This window comes from Acinetobacter sp. CIP 102129 (genome assembly GCF_000368305.1).
In the GTDB taxonomy this organism is placed as follows: Bacteria; Pseudomonadota; Gammaproteobacteria; order Pseudomonadales; family Moraxellaceae; genus Acinetobacter; species Acinetobacter parvus.
The window spans coordinates 285,121-303,032 of sequence record NZ_KB849341.1 but is presented as its reverse complement, the minus strand read 5'-3'; the positions used below and the strand labels follow the sequence as shown (position 1 = coordinate 303,032).

At 41.1% G+C, this 17,912-nt stretch carries 18 protein-coding genes, 1 tRNA gene and 1 pseudogene; 14 read left to right on the top strand and 6 right to left on the bottom strand.

Annotated features, from left to right (window positions below; translation table 11 throughout):
* Nucleotides 1-62: 62 nt before the first annotated feature.
* The 3 genes from nfsB to F973_RS09530 all read right to left on the bottom strand — a co-directional run bounded on the left by nfsB (nt 63) and on the right by F973_RS09530 (nt 2,071).
* Nucleotides 63-716 (bottom strand): oxygen-insensitive NAD(P)H nitroreductase, encoded by a 654-nt coding sequence (nfsB, locus tag F973_RS09540; protein ID WP_004761472.1) that lies wholly within the window; start codon nt 714-716, stop codon nt 63-65.
* 107 nt (nt 717-823) lie between these two features.
* Nucleotides 824-1,540 carry a UDP-2,3-diacylglucosamine diphosphatase gene (locus tag F973_RS09535; RefSeq protein WP_004761471.1) on the bottom strand — a complete coding sequence of 239 codons (717 nt, stop codon included), beginning with the start codon at nt 1,538-1,540 and terminating at the stop codon, nt 824-826.
* A 21-nt stretch (nt 1,541-1,561) separates the two neighbouring features.
* Entirely contained in the window at nt 1,562-2,071 is a 510-nt protein-coding gene (locus F973_RS09530) for a peptidylprolyl isomerase (RefSeq protein WP_004677029.1), read from the bottom strand.
* Between the two features lie 167 nt (nt 2,072-2,238).
* On the opposite strand from F973_RS09530, the gene F973_RS09525 reads away from it, so the two are divergent.
* The 8 genes and pseudogenes from F973_RS09525 (at nt 2,239) to F973_RS09490 (ending at nt 9,957) form a co-directional block, all read left to right on the top strand.
* Nucleotides 2,239-3,966 (top strand): glutamine--tRNA ligase/YqeY domain fusion protein, encoded by a 1,728-nt coding sequence (locus F973_RS09525; protein WP_034432601.1) that lies wholly within the window; start codon nt 2,239-2,241, stop codon nt 3,964-3,966.
* Nucleotides 3,967-4,156: 190 nt separating this feature from the next.
* The gene (locus tag F973_RS09520) at nt 4,157-5,215 is read left to right on the top strand and encodes an RNA-guided endonuclease InsQ/TnpB family protein (protein WP_034432598.1); all 1,059 of its coding nucleotides are present in this window, start codon (nt 4,157-4,159) and stop codon (nt 5,213-5,215) included.
* Nucleotides 5,216-5,438: 223 nt separating this feature from the next.
* A complete protein-coding gene (locus F973_RS09515; protein WP_004761467.1) occupies nt 5,439-6,086 on the top strand; it encodes a hypothetical protein in 648 nt (215 codons plus the stop codon).
* A gap of 18 nt (nt 6,087-6,104) precedes the next feature.
* Complete coding sequence (locus tag F973_RS09510; RefSeq protein WP_004761465.1) at nt 6,105-7,070, top strand: 2-hydroxyacid dehydrogenase; 966 nt, start codon at nt 6,105-6,107, stop codon at nt 7,068-7,070.
* 104 nt (nt 7,071-7,174) lie between these two features.
* A complete protein-coding gene (locus F973_RS09505; RefSeq protein WP_004761462.1) occupies nt 7,175-7,762 on the top strand; it encodes a 1-acyl-sn-glycerol-3-phosphate acyltransferase in 588 nt (195 codons plus the stop codon).
* 182 nt (nt 7,763-7,944) lie between these two features.
* Nucleotides 7,945-9,327 (top strand): M48 family metalloprotease, encoded by a 1,383-nt coding sequence (locus F973_RS09500; protein ID WP_228127466.1) that lies wholly within the window; start codon nt 7,945-7,947, stop codon nt 9,325-9,327.
* 18 nt (nt 9,328-9,345) lie between these two features.
* Nucleotides 9,346-9,553: pseudogene (locus F973_RS09495) on the top strand (hypothetical protein).
* A 44-nt stretch (nt 9,554-9,597) separates the two neighbouring features.
* Complete coding sequence (locus F973_RS09490; RefSeq protein WP_004761457.1) at nt 9,598-9,957, top strand: hypothetical protein; 360 nt, start codon at nt 9,598-9,600, stop codon at nt 9,955-9,957.
* An 82-nt stretch (nt 9,958-10,039) separates the two neighbouring features.
* Here F973_RS09490 and F973_RS09485 read toward each other — a convergent pair whose 3' ends face one another.
* Together F973_RS09485 and rpsU are read right to left on the bottom strand one after the other, a co-directional pair.
* Nucleotides 10,040-10,486 (bottom strand): GatB/YqeY domain-containing protein, encoded by a 447-nt coding sequence (locus F973_RS09485; RefSeq protein WP_004677044.1) that lies wholly within the window; start codon nt 10,484-10,486, stop codon nt 10,040-10,042.
* A gap of 23 nt (nt 10,487-10,509) precedes the next feature.
* On the bottom strand, nt 10,510-10,725 hold the full coding sequence (gene rpsU / locus F973_RS09480; RefSeq protein WP_004652785.1) for a 30S ribosomal protein S21: 216 nt from the start codon (nt 10,723-10,725) through the stop codon (nt 10,510-10,512).
* A 145-nt stretch (nt 10,726-10,870) separates the two neighbouring features.
* Here rpsU and tsaD point away from each other — a divergent pair, with 145 nt between their 5' ends.
* The 3 genes from tsaD (at nt 10,871) to F973_RS09465 (ending at nt 14,315) form a co-directional block, all read left to right on the top strand.
* Nucleotides 10,871-11,878 (top strand): tRNA (adenosine(37)-N6)-threonylcarbamoyltransferase complex transferase subunit TsaD, encoded by a 1,008-nt coding sequence (gene tsaD / locus F973_RS09475; protein WP_004761456.1) that lies wholly within the window; start codon nt 10,871-10,873, stop codon nt 11,876-11,878.
* A 181-nt stretch (nt 11,879-12,059) separates the two neighbouring features.
* Nucleotides 12,060-12,557: a hypothetical protein gene (locus F973_RS09470; protein WP_004761454.1), complete on the top strand. Its 498-nt coding sequence runs from the start codon at nt 12,060-12,062 to the stop codon at nt 12,555-12,557.
* 231 nt (nt 12,558-12,788) lie between these two features.
* Complete coding sequence (locus tag F973_RS09465) at nt 12,789-14,315, top strand: esterase-like activity of phytase family protein (RefSeq protein WP_004761452.1); 1,527 nt, start codon at nt 12,789-12,791, stop codon at nt 14,313-14,315.
* A 49-nt stretch (nt 14,316-14,364) separates the two neighbouring features.
* On the opposite strand, the gene F973_RS09460 is transcribed toward F973_RS09465, so the two are convergent.
* On the bottom strand, nt 14,365-15,237 hold the full coding sequence (locus F973_RS09460) for an ATP-binding protein (RefSeq protein WP_004761451.1): 873 nt from the start codon (nt 15,235-15,237) through the stop codon (nt 14,365-14,367).
* 177 nt (nt 15,238-15,414) lie between these two features.
* Here F973_RS09460 and F973_RS09455 point away from each other — a divergent pair, with 177 nt between their 5' ends.
* The 3 genes from F973_RS09455 (at nt 15,415) to F973_RS09445 (ending at nt 17,907) form a co-directional block, all read left to right on the top strand.
* The gene (locus F973_RS09455) at nt 15,415-16,923 is read left to right on the top strand and encodes a DUF3336 domain-containing protein (RefSeq protein ID WP_004761449.1); all 1,509 of its coding nucleotides are present in this window, start codon (nt 15,415-15,417) and stop codon (nt 16,921-16,923) included.
* Nucleotides 16,898-17,716 (top strand): protein kinase domain-containing protein, encoded by an 819-nt coding sequence (locus F973_RS09450; RefSeq protein ID WP_004761448.1) that lies wholly within the window; start codon nt 16,898-16,900, stop codon nt 17,714-17,716. Before F973_RS09455 ends, F973_RS09450 begins: the two co-directional genes overlap by 26 nt.
* A gap of 106 nt (nt 17,717-17,822) precedes the next feature.
* Nucleotides 17,823-17,907 (top strand) — tRNA-Leu (locus F973_RS09445).
* The last annotated feature ends 5 nt before the right edge of the window (nt 17,908-17,912 follow it).

Here is a 17,912-nt window from a genome sequence, read left to right as displayed (position 1 = left end):
ACACAGTTTAATTTGGGCAGATGGTTATCTGCCCTTACAAACAACCACAATCATTATGATGATTATAAACGGGTAAAAATCACATCATTCGCAAGGCGTGATTTGGGTAGCTTCGCATTAAAATCATTTTCGCTACGATAGCCCAAAGCCACAATTACGGAGGCTTTCAAGCCTTTTTCAGCCAAACCAAATTCCTGATTAATAATATTTCTGTCAAAGCCTTCCATTGGTGTGGCATCAATGTGTTCAAGGGCTGCGGCGAATAACAGTTGTCCAAGGGCGATATAAGTCTGGTTTTCCATCCATGCTGAAAGGTTCTTCAATTCATTTCGGTAAAACTCAACATAACCCGAACGGGTATCTTTTTGTCCCTGTTTTGCTGCCTCATCCTTAAAGCGGCCACTGACATCATCTTGTTCAAGTAACTGCTCAAGATATTCATTGGAAATATCGGTGCGTGTACAGAAAACCAGGGTATGTGAAGAATTGAGCACTTTTGCGGCATTATAGGCATAGCTACCTGTTAAACCTGCTGCAATACGTTGTTTTGCCTCATCTGTTTCTGCGATCAGAAAATGCCAGGGTTGAATATTTACCGAAGAGGGGCTGAAACGTAAAATTTCTAATAATTTTTCAAACTGTTCTTTTGGAATCTTTTTACTCGCATCGTATGCCTTGGTGGTGTAACGTGTTTTTGCGGTGTTTAGGGAATCCATTTATGATTAACCAAAATAACAAAATCAGTTTATTTTACTGGATCTAGCAGGTATGAAAAGTGTCTAAATGTGATTTAAATATAGATAAAAGTCGAATGGAATAACGATCAATAGGTCCACTTTTTAAAATCCAGGCTGCTATTTTCTTGTTCGTTAATTTCTAGAATCCATGCAGAGTCTGCTTGCCAGTCACCCAAAACAATACGCTGTTTATTGCCCAGTGAATGAATTTCTGGACGGTGGGTATGACCGTGAATTAAAAAATCCACCTGTTCTATCACTGAATCTACAGCCTGAGCATTCACATCCATGATGTCATGGTTTTTGAGCTGTTTGGTTTCACTGCTCTTTTTACGGAAACCATTGGCAAGTTTCTGTCTAAAGCTTAATGGGGTCCGTTTCAATAAACCCAGCAGAACTGGATTGCGGATTACACTCCTAAAACGTTGATAGGCAATGTCATCAGTACAGAGGGCATCGCCATGCTCCAGACGGAATTTTTGATGGTTAATTTCCAGCGTATAGACATCAGGGAGTAGGATTCCATTAAATTGGTTGAGGAAATTTTTTCCTAAAACAAAATCACGATTACCGACCTGAAAATAAACCTGATTGCCTGCCTGATTGAACTCTTTTAAAGCCTGAACGATTTCACCTAGCCAAGGGGCGGTGTAGTCGTCCCCAATCCATGCGTTAAACCAGTCACCTAAAATATAGAGCTGGGTATTTTTATGTTGATATTGTTTTAGTAAGTCTAAAAACCCCCGAACCAGTCGAGGGTGATCAGGTGACAAATGCAAATCTGATATAAACAGATGGGTCACAAATAATCCTGTTGGATCAAATTATTCAGAGATAATTTTAGCAGATTCAATCACGACGTTCTCTAAAGGAACATCTGCGTGATAACCACGGTTACCTGTACGTACGCCTTTAATTGCATTTACAACGTCCATGCCTTCAACAACCTTACCAAATACCGCATAACCCCAGCCTTGTGCAGTTGGTGCTGTATGGTTCAGGAAAGAGTTGTTTTTAACGTTGATGAAGAATTGGGCAGATGCAGAGTGAGGCGCCTGGGTGCGTGCCATTGCAATGGTGCCTTCATCATTGCTTAAGCCGTTGTCTGCTTCATTTTCGATTGAATCACGGGTTGCCTTTTCTTTGAAGTTTTCGTCCATGCCACCGCCCTGGATCATAAAACCATCAATTACACGGTGGAAAATTACACCGTCATAGAAACCGTCACGTACATATTCTAAGAAATTTTCAACCGTTTTTGGCGCTTTTTCAGCGTTAAGCTCAAGAACAATACGACCTTTATTGGTATTTAATTCGACTTGAGGAAAACTCATTACATTAATCTCCTAAACATGGGCTTGTGACCATGGGTTTTTGGTTGAGAGAAGCATAAGCAAACTGTAAACTACAAGGCAAGTAAAAAACGTTAAAATCTTTGATAAAAAGCAAAGATTGCGTTTTTATGTTCTATTTTTTTACCGTAAGAAGTGATTTACACCCTATGAAGCCAAATGATGTTGTTTCAGAACTGCCAAACACCCCGACACCGAATACTCATGCCTCTGTCGATGCTGCGCAGCAAGAACAACAGGCAGGCTTGGACTTTATACGTCAAGTGATTACCGATGATTTAAAAGATGGCCGCACCCAGAAAGTGGTGACACGTTTTCCACCTGAACCAAATGGTTATCTGCATATCGGCCATGTCAAAGCAATTTGTTTGAACTTTGGTATTGCCGAAGAGTTTGACGGCGTATGTAACCTGCGTTTTGACGATACCAACCCTGATGCTGAAGAGCAGGAATATGTGGATGGCATTGCCAACGATGTGAAATGGCTGGGTTTTCACTGGAATGGTGAACCTCGCTATGCTTCAAGCTACTTTGATCAACTTTATGCATGGGCTATTCAATTGATTGAACAGGGCGATGCTTATGTGGATTTGCAGACACCTGAAGAAATCAAGTTGAACCGCGGTAGCTTTGTGGAGCCAGGTAAAAATTCGCCATACCGTGATGCGACGGTGGAAGAAAACCTGTCTCGTTTTGAACAGATGCGTAATGGTGAATTGGGTGAGGGTAAAGCGGTTTTACGTGCCAAAATTGATATGGCAAGCCCGAATGTACACATGCGTGATCCAATCCTTTATCGTGTGTTGCACTCAGAACACCACCAGACAGGTGACAAGTGGAAAATGTATCCAATGTATGACTATGCTCATCCATTGTCTGATGCAATTGAGGGTATTACCCATTCACTCTGTACCCTGGAGTTTCAGGACCATCGTCCGTTCTATGACTGGGTGATTGAGAAAGTGCACTCTCAGGCTGTGCCACGCCAATACGAATCATCGCGTTTAAACATTGACTATACCATCACATCTAAACGCAAGCTGCGTAAGCTGGTTGAGGGGAGTTATGTCAATGGTTGGGATGATCCGCGTATGCCAACTGTGGTGGGGATGCGTCGTCGTGGTTTTACCCCAGAGGGCTTGCGTGATTTCTGTAAGCGTGTGGGTGTGTCAAAAACCGATGGTATTGTGGATGTGGCTATGCTGGAGTTCTGTATCCGCCAGTCTCTGGAAAACACCGCAGCCCGTGGTATGGCAGTGTTGAATCCTTTAAAAGTGACGCTCACCAATTTGCCAGAAGAACTCGATTTAACCCATGCTCGTCATCCGAATGTGGATATGGGTGAGCGTGTGATTCCCTTGACACGTGAAATCTATATTGACCGTAAAGACTTTGAAGAAGTGCCACCAAAAGGTTTCAAACGTTTAATTCCAGAGGGTGAAGTGCGTTTACGCCATGCCTATGTGATTAAATGTGATGAAGTCATTAAGGATGCCAACGGTGAAGTGGTTGAATTGAAGTGCTCAATTGACCCTGAAACTTTAGGCAAGAATCCTGAAGGACGTAAGGTTAAGGGCGTGATTCACTGGGTATCGGCAACAAAAGGTATTCCAGCCGAAGTTCGTATTTACGATCGTTTATTTAGCAAAGCTGCACCTGATGCCGATGATGATTTCCTGGCAAATCTAAATCCTGAATCATTAAAAATCGTTCAAGCGGTGATTGAACCAGCTTTGGCACAGGCAAAACCAGAAGATCGTTTCCAGTTTGAACGTGAAGGTTATTTTGTGGCAGACCAGCATGATCATGTTCTTGCAAAACCTGTATTTAACCGTATTCTTGATTTAAAGGATAGTTTCAAGGTCGAGAAGAAATAAGACTGATTTAATAATGGATACTCAACCGAGTTAAGCGATTAACTCGGTTTTTTATTTATCCATTGGAGCGTAAAACCTCGGGGTTTAGCCCGAGGATATAAGCGACTGGCGTAAGCCATACGACATGAAATGTCGTTTTAAATACTTTTGCTATAATCACTATTAAGAAAAATACGGTTAAAATAATTGTATGAAGACACTCAAATTACGCATAAAAGACAAACATTGCAAGGTGCTAAATCAGATGGCATCTGAGGTGAATTTTGTCTGGAATTACGTGAATGATTTGTGTTTTAAACATCTACAACGAAAACAACAATTCTTTTCAGCATACGACATTGCCAAATACACAAAAGGCACATCGAAAGAATGTAATTTGCATAGCCAAACGATTCAGGCGGTCACAGAAGAATTAGTGACAAGACGCAAGCAATTCAAAAAAGCAAAACTGAAATGGCGAGTCAGCAATAAAAAATCAGCTAGGCGTTCATTGGGCTGGATACCGTTCAAGAAAGTAGCAATCAAATATGCTGATGGATATGTTCAATACGGCAAGCATCAATTCAAACTATGGGACAGCTACGGACTAAGCAAATACAATGTTAAAACAGGCTCGTTTGTAGAGGATAGTCGTGGGCGTTGGTATGTCTGTCTTGTAGTTGATTCAATTAAAACAGAGAAAACCAGCGCTAAAACCTCAATTGGCATAGACTTGGGTTTAAAGGATTTAGCCACTTGTTCAGATGGAGTAAAGCTCAAAGCCCCTCAAATCTATCGGCAATATGAACAAAAACTTGGCATAGCTCAACGTGCGAGAAATAAAAAGCGCGTCAAAGCGATTCACGCCAAGATTAAAAATATACGTCAAAACATGTTGCATCAATTCAGTCATAAACTGGTGAATGACCATGCAGCAATCTTCATTGGCAATGTGAATGCCAAAGCACTAGCACGGACTAAATTAGCTAAGTCTGTATTAGATGCAAGTTGGACAACACTAAGAACCATGCTCAAGTATAAATGCGAGAACGCAGGGGCATGGTATGAAGAAGTCAATGAGGCCTATACCACCCAAACTTGTTCGTGCTGTGGCTCACGCTGTAGTAGTCCGAAAGGTAGAGCAGGCTTAGGAGTAAGAGAATGGCAGTGTATGGAGTGCGGTACGCTCCATGATCGGGATGTAAATTCCGCACTGAATATTCTTGCGCTCGGACATGAGCGTCTAGTAGTAGGAATCCCCGTCCTTTAGGTCGGGGAGGATGTCAATCATGGATTTGATATAGGCATATTCAAATTATCTAGAGCTGTTTATCCAACAGCGTGTAAGAAGTTGCCTTGTTAATGGCGTGATTACACAAAAGCAAGCCATTTAGGGTGAGCTGGTTTATGCTAGACTATAGGCAATTGAGTGTAATGTTATAAATGCTTTTGACATTGCACATCCTGATAGATGAAAGGAATAAATAGCGAAGATGATCGGGCGGCAGCGAAACATACTGGCAACTTTGGGAATAGATGTTTGGATTCCTCGAGAAGTCGTATGCGAAAAAAATATCGCGCCGAGCTTATGGCGAGATCAAGAGGCTGAACAGATTCAGTCCTTGCCAATACAATTCGAAACGCCAGTACAAAACAAGCCTGAGCTGCAAATAAAGCATGAACCAGTTCAGCCGATCACGATGGTTGAACCGCGGAATAATGCTGAAATCATTGTAAAACCCAAAGCTGTTGAGATGATACCTGACAAAGAGCAGGTTATTGTCACAACACAGCTTCAAAGCTTTGAGTTGCAAATGTATATTCTGGAAAGCTGTGCAATTTTAGTGGAAAGCAGTCGATTCAATGAAACACAGCAACAACTCTGGCACAATATTCAGAAAGCGAAACTGGGGCAGTATGCCGAGTTAAAATGGCCTTTTCCATTGGCTGATTTTCAGGAAAGCCGCGGCTTGCCCTCCTATATTCAGGGCTTTCTGGATGCGACTGCCATGAATAAAAAGATTCTATGTCTAGGTCATCTCGATTTTATCCAGCACTCTAATATTCTACATTTAGCAAGTTTAGAAGAAATGATTGCCCAGCCTTTATTAAAAAGACGACTGTGGCAACTGATGCAATAAAAGATCGGAATTGTAACAATGAAGAAAGTTGTCGTATTCAGCCAAATAGATCAAGATGTTCTAGCACGGTTACAGCAAAATTATCAGGTGGTGGTGCTTAACCCAAAACTCGGTGAGATCAATGAGCAAATCCGTACTGAAGTGGTTGATGCCGATGCCATGATTGGTGCAGGACGTTTACTCAATGAAAGCAATCTGGCACCTGCACAAAAACTCAAGATTATTTCGACCGTCTCCGTTGGTTATGATAATTATGATGTGGATTATCTGAATCAGCGAAAAATCTGGCTGGCAAATACCCCGCATGTGCTTACCGAAACCACCGCCGATTTAGCCTTTAGCTTACTTTTGAGTGCAGCACGTAAGATTCCACAACTGGATGCATGGACCAAACAGGGGCAATGGAAGCGTACCGTTTCGACTGAACAATTTGGTGTGGATGTATTTGGTAAAACGCTGGGAATCATTGGTCTGGGCCATATTGGCGCAGCCATTGCAAGACGTGGCTTTTATGGCTTTAACATGAATATTCTGTACCATAACCGCCGTGAAAAAATTGAGGTGGCCCAGGCTTTCAATGCGCAATATCGTAATTTAGACCAGCTTCTACAGCAGTCTGACTTTATTGTGGTTGCGGTTGACTTAAATCATGATTCACAGGCACTGATTGGAGAGGTGCAGTTTGACCTGATGCAGAAACATGCTGTATTTATCAATATTGCACGTGGTTCTGTGGTCGATGAAAATGCGCTTATTGATGCGTTGCAGCAAAATAAAATCTTTGCTGCGGGTTTGGATGTATATGCCAAAGAACCATTACAAAGCTCTGCATTATTTGAACTGGCAAATGTTGTGACTGCCCCGCATATTGGTTCAGCTACTGCCGAAACGCGCAAGAAAATGGTCGATCTGGCCTATCAGAACCTAATTGATGCTTTAGAAGATCGTACACCCCGTTATCTCGTCAATCCAAAATTTGAATAAATGCTTACAAATTTATTGCTGAATTATTCATCTACAGCATCTTTTTAAACTGGTGAATATTGCTACACTTGCGCCCTTTGTAATTTATTTTGGGGTGTCTGCTTGTGTTTGAGAAATTGGCTGAGAAAAGTTTAAATTTAATGGGGTGGGAACTGGATAATCACTGGGACCTGAATGTGGACCAGTGTGTCATGATTGCTGCGCCGCATACCAGTAACTGGGATGCTTTATATGCGCGTTTGGGATTGAAAGCATTGGGTGTCAATGTGCGTCTAACCATTAAAGACAGCTACATGAAACTGCCATTTGGGCCTTTTGTCCGTGCAATGGGTGGTATCGGGATCGACCGTAGTGTGAAGCAAGCGGGGCAGGAACGTCCAAGCATGGTTCAACTGATGAGTGACCTGTTTAAAACGCACCCTAAATTGGTGATGCTGGTGACACCAGAGGGGACACGGGCAAAACAGGAGCAGTGGAAAACGGGTTTTTACCATGTCGCCATGACGGCAGGCGTACCGATTGCTTTAGCCTATATGGATTATGCCAAGAAAAAAACAGGGGTTGGAAAAATTGTCTATCCAACAGGAAACTATGAACAGGATATGGCGGAGATCATGGCGTTTTATGCCGAAATCAATGCAAAGCATCCTGAAAAATTTAGCGTTGACCAACGCTATGCGAATAACAAATAGTTTGGTTGATTTCAAAAATATAAACTAAGGCGGGATTTTCCTGCCTTTTATAACACTTCGTTGCAAATTTCTCCTATTTTCAATGCTATAGTCATTTTTTATTCATACCTTAGAGAAACCACTTGAGATCTTTATTGCTCGCATGTGGCCTTTTTGCCACCACCCAACTCAGCCATACCCAGATTTTTTTGCCTACGCAAAATATGGGTCAAACAGAAGTGCCTGACATTGGAAGCGGTATTGGTTTGCTTGATCAACAAAAAGAAAAGCTCATTGGTGAAAAGGTATATCGTGAAGTGCATCGCCAGATGCCCACCATTCAGGATGCGTGGCTGGAAGATCAGTTTCTACAGGTATTCTCAGGTATTTTAAGTCAAACCCAACTAGGGCAACCGATTGGACTGGTGATTATTAAAGACCCTCAGATCAATGCGTTTGCTGTACCAGGTGGCTTATTTGCACTCAATACGGGACTCATTACCTCAGCTAAAAATCTTGATGAGATTGCAGGGGTAATGGCGCACGAAATAGCACACGTCGCACAACGACATTATAGCCGTTCGCAAGAGGCATTTAAGGGACAGGGGCTATTGGCCTTGGCTGGTATTATTGTCGGGGCTGCGATTGCCTCACAGGCAGATAGTGATGTGGGTTCCGCCGTCATGCTTGGAACGCAGGCTGCCTTAATGGACAAGCAACTCAGCTATAGTCGGAATCAGGAACGTGAGGCTGACCGTATCGGCATGCAGTTTATGTACGCGGCAGGCTATAATCCACAAAGCATGGCTGATTATTTTGAAACCATGCATCGGGCAACCAGTCGAGTTAGTTTTTTGCCTGATTTCTGGCTTACCCATCCACTTACTACAGAACGTATGAGTGAGGCGCGGTTACGTGCCAATCAGTTGCCTCAAGTCAAGTCTAAAATCTATGATCTCGATTTTGACATATTAAAATGGTACACACAGGTTGTCTCAAATCAGGCGACAGAAATCCAGTTACAGGCACTGGCCAATCAGAAGAATATCGCGGGCTTATTGGCGCTTAGCAAGTTTTATCTGATGCAGGGAGACTATACTCAGGCACAGTCCAACCTTGATCTGGTCAAGATAAAATTAAAATCGCATATTCTGATTCCCCTGATTCAAACCGATATTTATCTGGGACAAAACAAGTTCGATCAGGCATATGACAGCATCAGTTCACTACAAAAAACCATGCCTGAAAATCGGGCTTTATCCTATAAACTGGTTGAGGTTTTAATCCGCCAAGGCAAGATTGATCAGGCACAAACTCTGGTACAGCGCTTTATAAGAAAAAATCAGCGTGATATACAGGGATGGCAGCTTTTACAGCAGGCGACCAATCTTGATAAAAGTTCACCACTGCAAGCAGTAAATGTGCTGTGCTATCGTGCGGAAGCTGAATATTGGTCTGGTTATGAAGAAAATGCGATTAAATCCATGCTACATGCCCAACGTTTGGCAAAAGGTAACTTGGCAATGTCAGCAAAAATTGACTCACGCTTGAAACAGATGCAAGATGATCGCCGTATGAAAATTTAAAAATTAGGAGAAATAGAAATGATTAAAGGGCAGTGTCTATGTGGGGAAATCGAAAATAGTATTTTGTGTTATTGCACAACATTGTGCCAGTCCAATCTATTCTTATCGTACCGATTTACCGAATATCATCCGCTTGCGTTTGGGAGCGGTGACGGAGGGGCATCTTCCAGCACCGAAAGAAGAATTTTTTACTGAACATAAGCCAGATTTTATTGAATTAAGATAAAATGCTAGTGATAAGTCATATTCATTGATGAAGTTAAAAGATTTATGAAGAAGTTTGTTTTTATTATTTTGATGACGGGTTGTATGGGGAACAGTTTTGCTGCATCCATTGAGCAATATGTCAATGCTGTACATAAAATCAGGGAAAGCTATGCACAGGACTTGCGTGGATTCTTGCGTAGCCTAGACCCTCAGCTCACTCAATTTAGTCCTGAGCAACAAGCTAAATATTGTGGCATTAACCAGCGTTATATTCAGGATATGTCAGGTGCAATTGAACAAAACCGTTCATCATTACCACCGCAATATGCAGGTATGACCAGGCAGGATTTAATTAAACAAGTGGTTGAGTCTAAAGAGATGCAGATGCTTGCTAAATATAATGTTCAGTGTGATTTTAAATAGTCGAAAAACTTTGGGTTCATTGTTAAAAATGAATCCAATTTAGAAATAAATAGCGGATATAAATAAAGAGGATTTAAGCTAATTAGCTTAATTTTGCTTTAATTTTGGCAGAAACTTGTGCAGGATCGGCACGTCCGGCTATGATCGGACGTAGAGAATTCATCACCTTACCCATATCTTTCATGCTAGTAGCTTCTTGAGCAGCAATCGTTTGCTCAATGATAGAATCAAGTTCTTCCTCAGTCATAGCGGCTGGTAGAAATTGAGAAATAACCTCAACTTCGGCTTGTTCCTTACTAGCTAAATCATCTCGACCAGCACCAGAAAAGGCCTTGATCGATTCTTTACGTTGTTTAATTTGCTTTTCAATGACCGCAAGAACCTGAGCATCGTCAAGCTCAATGCGTTCATCGACTTCGATTTGCTTAATCGCTGCCTGTACACCACGAATAACCGTTACCGTTGCCATGTCTTTGGCACGCATAGATGATTTTAATACGTCGGTAATCTGGTCTTTTAAAGTGGTCATATCAGCAGTCAATCACAAATTAATTAGTAAAGGCGAGTAGTACGTACAGATTCGCGAGTCAATTTCTTTTGATAACGCTTAACTGCAGCAGCTTTTTTGCGCTTACGTTCCTGAGTTGGTTTTTCATAGAACTCACGCTTACGAACGTCAGCTAAAACACCCGCTTTTTCGCATGAACGCTTGAAACGACGGATAGCTACGTCTACTGGTTCGCCTTCTTTCAATTTAACTTGTGGCATGTAAAATCCTCTAAGATGATGGGATAGACCTAACGTACCATTACGCCAGATCACAAGTGAAGTGCACTATTTTACTCATTTACAACTCAGATCACAAGTCTATAATAGCCCCGACATTATTTTTAAACGATGTAAAGGCAGTTAAATGATTGTTTTGGGCTTGGAAACTTCCTGTGATGAAACTGGGTTGGCACTCTATGATAGTGAACTCGGCTTGCGTGGACAGGTTTTATATAGCCAGATCAAACTGCATGCTGAATATGGTGGTGTCGTACCAGAACTGGCTTCACGTGACCATGTCCGTAAAATGATTCCCCTGATCAATCAACTGCTTGAACAAAGTGGTATTCAGAAAAACCAAATTGATGCGGTTGCCTATACGCGTGGTCCAGGACTCATGGGTGCCTTGATGACAGGCGCATTGTTTGGTCGTACTTTAGCATTTGCCCTTAATAAGCCTGCAATTGGTGTGCATCACATGGAAGGGCATATGCTTGCACCATTACTTTCAGAGACTCCCCCAGAATTTCCATTTGTTGCATTATTGGTGTCTGGTGGGCACACACAGTTGATGGCAGCCTACGGTATTGGTCAATATGAATTACTGGGTGAGTCAATTGACGATGCAGCAGGTGAAGCCTTTGATAAAGTCGCAAAAATGATGAAGCTACCTTATCCAGGTGGGCCAAACATCGCAAAACTTGCATTGCAAGGGGATGCCCTAGCATTTGAGTTTCCTCGTCCAATGTTGCATCAAGGTTTGGATTTTTCATTTAGTGGTTTAAAAACAGCGGTTTCTGTGCAGTTGAAAAAACTGGGTGAAGAAAACCGTGATGCTGACGTTGCTGCCTCTTTTCAGGAAGCAATTGTCGATACATTGGTTAAAAAATCGGTTAAAGCCTTAAAGCAAACAGGTTTAAAGCGTTTGGTGATTGCAGGCGGGGTCAGTGCAAATTTGCGTTTACGTGAGCAATTGGAAACTTCACTGAAAAAAATTAAGGCGCAGGTTTATTATGCTGAACCTGCCTTATGTACCGATAATGGCGCAATGATTGCATTCGCAGGTTATCAACGTTTAAAGGCTGGGCAGCATGATGGTTTGGCTGTCACCACAACGCCAAGATGGCCGATGACTGAGTTGCAACCAACCTGAAAATGGAATTGATGATTCTTGTTGGTTGTTAGGCTTTAGGTCGGTTTACATTCTTATTTTATTTAAAAATCAAACCATTATTTATATACATGGCAATGGCTTGGAATCAACGCTATTGTGTTAAAGTATTGGATAAATTATTTATTTTGATGAGCCAAAACTCATTAGCGGAGTTCAGAAGTTGAAAATTTCTTATGTTTTTACCTGTGGTCGATTAGAGTCTCTGTTTAAGATTCTAAATCTTATCCAATCTAATGAAAATAAAGAAAAAAATGATAAAGTGATTGAGCAGTTTAGAAAGGATATTTCTTTAGGGCGAACTTTTGAGGAAACTGAACTTTATCAATTGATAGAAGACAGTGAAGAAAAAATTGTGGTCAATCGCTTGAACAATATTCTTCGCGACAAACCCGCCCATCAGAATAAATTTGATTTTCAGGAATATAAAACTGGTGCCTGGTCTGAGTTTAATGATTATAAGCTGGCAGTTCGTTTCTCTAATGCCAAAACAGAGTTAAGTGAAAAGCACTTTGAAAAAACGGGTGAATACATGACCAGTCGAGGTATTGCAAAACTGACAGGTTTCAATCCAGCGAATATCAAGAATATGTTGCAACATAAAAGAGCTATCGTGAAAAAAATGCTCATTACATTGGAAAAGTTGGCAAAAGAATATTGATAATCTATAAAATAAAAAATTGATGCAGAGAAAATTTATTTTTCTGCATCGAGATTTAAATTAATATCTGAATAATAAGAAGAATGAAAGTACATGTTTTAAATGTCAATAGACCCTAATTAAAAGCTTGGTCAGTTATTACATGATTTTAAGAATTGTCATTCAATGGTCATGGTTTTGTCATTTCGAAAGATTAGGCTACAGCAGTAATTTTATGGGGTAGCTATTATCATGAAGCAAAAAGTATTATTGATTTCAATTATTACCAGTTTTACATTAATGGGCTGTGGCAGTGACCATGATGACAATCAAAATACAGCAAAAATGTTAAGTACCGAGCAGACATTAAACTTTGGTGATCGAGATTGCTGGTTGGGTGGAACAGTTAAATTGACAGGGCAAGATAAAAATAATAATGGAATTTTAGAGACTGATGAAATTCAGCAAACCACGCCGAGTTGTATCACAGAAAATGCTTTCGCTCGGGGTGTGCAGCTCACTTATCAGGTGATGGATCATCTGAAAGGTATTGCAGATGGGGCAAAGGCAGGCAATACCATTGAGTTTAGACAAGGTGGTTTCGGTTCTGATCTGGTGGCGCATCCAACCAATAAAAACCAATTTTATGCCATTACAGATCGAGGCCCCAATGCCGATTACAACTTAAATAAAGACAATGGCAAGATGTTTCCTGATCCAGCATATGTGCCGCGTATTGGTCTATTTGAAGTACAAACCAATGGCACACTGAAAAAGATCAAGGAAATTTTACTTAAGGATCGTAATGGGCAAAATATTTCGGGCCTACCTAATGCCAATTTTGGTGCAACCAAAGAAGCAGCTTACGACATTTATGGCAAATTATTAAGCCGTCAAACAGATGAATATGGTCTAGATGCAGAAGGTTTGGTTGCCATGAAAGATGGTAGCTTTTGGGTGAGTGATGAATATGGCCCACATATTGTTCATTATGATGCCAATGGTGTAGAAATAGACCGTATTAATGCTTTTGAAAAAGATACCCGCCGTATTGGTGGTTATTTACTGCCTGCGGAATTTGCCAATCGCCGCCCGAATCGTGGTATGGAAGGTTTAACCATTACACCAGATGGGAAAACCCTGGTGGGGATTATGCAATCCACGATGGATAATCCAACAACAGCAGTCAATAAATCAGACTTAACCCGTATTGTAACTATTGATCTAGAAACTAAAAAGGTGAAGCAATATTTATATAAACAGGAAGGTGGAGCAAAAGCTTATTCCAACTCTGCAATTACAGCTTTAAGTAATACCAGCTTTTTAGTTTTAGAGCGAGATGGAGATTTTTATCGAGATAATCCAAGCGCTTTTAAACGTGTTTATAAAATTGATTTGCGTAATGCAACCAATTTAGAAGATATTGCTGAAACAGCTCAGATTAAACAGGATGCTAAACTGGGTTTAACCATTGATGGACAGACTTTAGAACAATATGTTTTAGCAAAAGGTTGGGATGGGTTAAAAACACAGGGTATTTTACCCCCAACAAAAACGTTGGTTTTAGATATGATTGAGAAAGTCAAATTCCCTCATGATAAAATGGAAGGGTTGTGGCTGATTGATGATAAGCGTTTAGGTTTAATCAATGATGATGACTTTGCACTATGGGTAACCAATGGTGTTCTGGAGCAGAAATATTTAGATCAGGATAAGAAAAAAATTGACAGTAATACTTTATATATTATTGATGGATTGGATTTAAAAGCAGTACCGTAAATTTTTGAGATGAAAAAGCCATCAATTGATGGCTTTTTATTTGAGTGAATTATACCATTTTTAACTGCTGCGAACCGATCCAGTGTTTTGAGAACTGATATGCCGCACGGCCTGAACGCTGTCCTCGTGCCTGACACCATCTCAGTGCCTCAGCCCGTACTGTGTCATTATATTCCAGATCAGCTTTGCGAATATAATGTTCCACAATGTCCAGATAGAGCTGTTGATCCATTGGATAGAATGAAAGCCATAGTCCAAAACGATCAGAAAGTGAGATTTTTTCTTCAATCGCTTCCTGTGGATGCAACTCGGTATATTGCGGCACATCAACCTTGCGCACTGGTGTATTTTCGTGCATAAATTCAGGCAATAGGTGGCGGCGGTTACTGGTTGCATAAATAACGAAGTTGGTTGAACCAGATTGAAGCGAACCGTCCAAAACACTCTTTAAACTACGGTAATTTTCATCTTCCGCATTAAAGGCCAGGTCATCACAATAGACAATAAACTTTTCTGGGCGCTCGGCAATCAGTTTTTGAATTTTTGGTAAATCTGATAAATCATCACGTTCAATTTCAATCAGGCGTAAACCCTGTGCTGAGTACGCCGTGAGCAGGGCACGTACAATGGAGGATTTGCCTGTACCACGGGAACCTGTCAGCAAAATATCATTGGCGGGGAAACCATTTAAAAACTGCAAGGTATTTTGGATAATCTTGTCTTTTTGGCGTTCAATTCCTTTTAAATCTTCCAGATACATTTTTTTAGTTTGTTGAATTGCGACCAGTTGCTGATTTTCCCAGCGAAAAGCAATTGCTGAAAAATCAGTGGGTTGCTTTGGGGCAGGGAGGACTTGCTGGAGTTGTGTTAAAACACTGGATAATGACTGGAGAATAGATTCGGGTAAATCAAGGATAGCCATAAATACAAACCAAACTCAGTGATCAATAAATAGGGATACTATCACTGCTATAGTTAAAATAAAGAAAATATCATCAAGAATATGGAAATAAGCTGATTTTACCCTTGATTATTACAATAGGTTTTTGCATTGTATAAGTGCAGGATTAGAAAAATATGATGCGCATCAGGATAACGAATGTTAAATAAGGTCCAAGAAAAAAAGAATACATATCAAACATATAGAATAGATATGTTGCAGGAGCAATTACAACATGCCAGCTCTTATGAAGAATGGAGGGAAATTGCACTCAAATTGGACGAGGAATCAGGCAGGGAAGTATGGAAATATCACAATGAATCGCCTTATTTTGATGCTGAAGTTTTATCCAGGCGTTACAACCTGCTAAAAAGATATCGGCTGCATCACCGTACCCTTGACCTGATCTATATATTGAGGGATGGACTAACCTACGATTTTGCCAATATTGGCCATCCCATGTTATTTGCTGAAACGTATATCGGCACCAAAAAAATTATCGAAAACTATGTGGATGAGGTGAGTGACTGTTTGCGTTATTTGGCATCCAGCGAATGTATAACGTTTCAGCTCAAGGAGAAAATCCAGTTTTTTGAGGAATGTCAGAAAGCCTATGGTCAGCCTGCCTTGATGCTTTCTGGTGGCGCAACTCTGGGACTGTTTCATACTGGGGTGTGTAAGGCATTGCTGGAACAGGACCTGTTGCCGAAAGTGCTGTCAGGTTCAAGTGCGGGCGCAATCATGACGGGGATGTTGGGTACCTCATCCGCTGATCAAATTCCAGAATTATTGACAGGAAAGCATTTCTTTCATGAAGCATTTCGTTTTAGAAAGGTGATGGAACTCATTAAGGGGCATGGCGGTATTGCCGATGTGATGTACCTTAAAAAATTCCTGATTCACAATATGGGAGACCTGACCTTTGCAGAGGCGTATCAGCGTTCTGGTCTGCATATCAATATTGCAGTTGCACCTTACAATGCATCACAAAACCCGCTTATCCTCAATGCCTTGACTGCGCCGAATGCTTTGGTCTGGAGTGCGGTGATGGCTTCCTGCGCGGTTCCTGTTCTGTTTCCACCCGTTCATCTGACCAGCAAGCGCTACGATGGACAGCATACGCCCTATATGTCAAACACCAAATGGGTGGATGGGAGTATGCGTAGTGATTTTCCACAAGAAAAAATGGCTCGTTTGTATAATATCAACTACACCATTGCTAGTCAGGTGAATCCGCATATTGTTCCATTTATGCAGAGTGACTTACAGCGTTATCGTAATGATGTGTTGAGCTGGCCTGAGCGGATTATCCGTCATCAGGGTAAAACCATTGCACTGGATGTGATGGATTTAACCCGCCATTATGTGGGAAGATTTTTCCCGATTCGCCGTGCCCTGGATCATGGTTATGGTATTTTAGGACAGCGCTATTATGGGGATGTTAATATTATTGCCAAATATGGACTGCGCCACTATGGCTATATGCTCAAAAACCCTCGTCCCAAGTTGTTTAAGATTTTGCAGCAGGAGGGTGAGCGGGCGACCTGGCCTAAAATCGCTTCTATTGAAACCCATGCGCGTATTGGTAAAACCATTGAACATTGTTTAGCGTCATTACGCAAACAGGCAGAAAAGCAGCAGAATGAGTTTTATTACGTGGACCTTTGATTCGCAACTTCGGTTGGATGATCTTGTATTAAAAACCAAACCCCAAAGTTATGCCTTTGGACGGCGTTTATATACATTCCAGATCGAACAGCAAAAATATTGGCTTAAATTTCATCAAGCCCATATTCATCAGGTCTTAGAACATACTTTTCTAAATGAGCTGGATTTTTATCGGCAGAATTCAATCTCCAGAAAGCAATTTATTGTTCCTCATCAAATCATTCAGTTTAAAGAAAACACGCCGTTTCATGAACTTGCCTCCACTGGAAAAGGGCTGATTCTGGTGGATACAGAAAATTTTTTTAACTGTGTGCCCAGCGATGTGCAAGCAATTCAGCAGCAAATATTAAAGGCATTGGAAACACTGGAAAATATGCACCAACTAGGGTGGGTGCATGGCGACCTTAAAATTGAACATTTCCGTTGCTATGAAAATAGCTGTAAGCTGATTGATTTTGAGCAGAGCTTTAAATCACCTCATGCAACCCAGAATTTAACTGCCACACCGCACTATATGGCGCCAGAGCTTTTTCATGCAGAAAGGAAAACAGTTCAGAGTGATTTATATGCCTTTGGTATTATTGTCTATGAATGGCTGACTCAAATAAAATTACAAGCTAAAACCTATCATGAATGGGCGGTATTGCATTGCCAGCAACTGTATATCCAGCTTCCTGAACAGCTTGAATACTTTTTGCCCTTACTGAATGGGTTGATACAGAAGCAGGTTGAACAGCGTTTTAAGTCTGTTTCAGAGGCAAAAGACTGTCTAAACTCGACTATTTTGCTGTAAAAATAAACATAAATACTTGATTTGAATATTATATGTTCATTTGATTGGTTTTTTTAACAGAAACACTTGTCATCAAGGATGTTTCTCACTAATATGCATACCCATCGGGGGCGTGGCGAAATTGGTAGACGCACTGGATTTAGGTTCCAGCGCCGCAAGGTGTAAGAGTTCGAGTCTCTTCGCCCCCACCATATTT